Source organism: Mycobacterium persicum (assembly GCF_002086915.1).
Classification (GTDB): Bacteria; Actinomycetota; Actinomycetes; order Mycobacteriales; family Mycobacteriaceae; genus Mycobacterium; species Mycobacterium persicum.
This window is the reverse complement of record NZ_MWQA01000019.1, coordinates 1-755: the sequence shown is the minus strand read 5'-3', so window position 1 is coordinate 755 and position 755 is coordinate 1. Positions and strand designations below refer to the sequence as shown.

The 755-nt window shown below is 78.0% G+C and carries 1 pseudogene; it reads right to left on the bottom strand.

Features of this window, described 5'->3' with window-relative positions:
* A pseudogene (locus tag B4U45_RS28505) lies at positions 1-755 on the bottom strand (PE family protein); the annotation flags it as partial.

The following is a 755-nucleotide window of genomic DNA, read 5'->3' as shown; positions in this document are numbered from 1 at the left end:
ACCGTTGCCGCCCGTGCCCGCGGCGCCACCGGCGCCGCCCTGGCCGCCGGTGCCTCCAGCGCCGCCGTCGGTGGCGTTGTAGCCACCGTCGTCGTTGTAGCCGGCGCCTCCGGTGCCGCCGCGACCGCCCTGACCACCCTGGCCGCCGCTGCCATTGGTCGCTCCGGTGACGGCGCTGCCGCCGTCACCGCCCTGGCCGCCGGCGCCGCCTTGACCGCCTTGGCCGCCGGTGTTGGCGACGTTGGGCCGCACACCATTGGCCCCATCGCCGCCTTGGCCGCCCTGTCCGCCCTGCCCGCCGTCGCCGGCGGTGTGACCGCTGATGGTGGTAGCCCCTCCCTGGCCGCCTTGGCCGCCGGCACCGCCGTGGCCGCCCTGGCCCACATTCTGTCCCGGGAACCCGCCGGTGCCCGTCGTGCCGCCGGCACCGCCTTGACCCCCTGCCCCTCCGGTGCCGCCGGCGCCGGCGTTGTTGGCGCCGTCGTCGGTGTAACCCGACCCGCCGGCCCCGCCGGCGCCACCGTCGCCGCCGCGGCCGCCGGCGCCGTTGTTCGCGCCATTGGCGGCGTTACCGCCTTGACCACCTTGACCGCCCTGACCACCCTGACCACCGGCGTGTCCGATTCCCGACGCCGGGCCGACGGCACCTTGGCCGCCCTGGCCTCCCTGACCACCTTGGCCCCCTTGGCCGGCGGTGTCGCCGAGGGTGGTGCTGACGCCGCCCTGACCACCCCGGCCGCCGTCGCCGCCGTCGC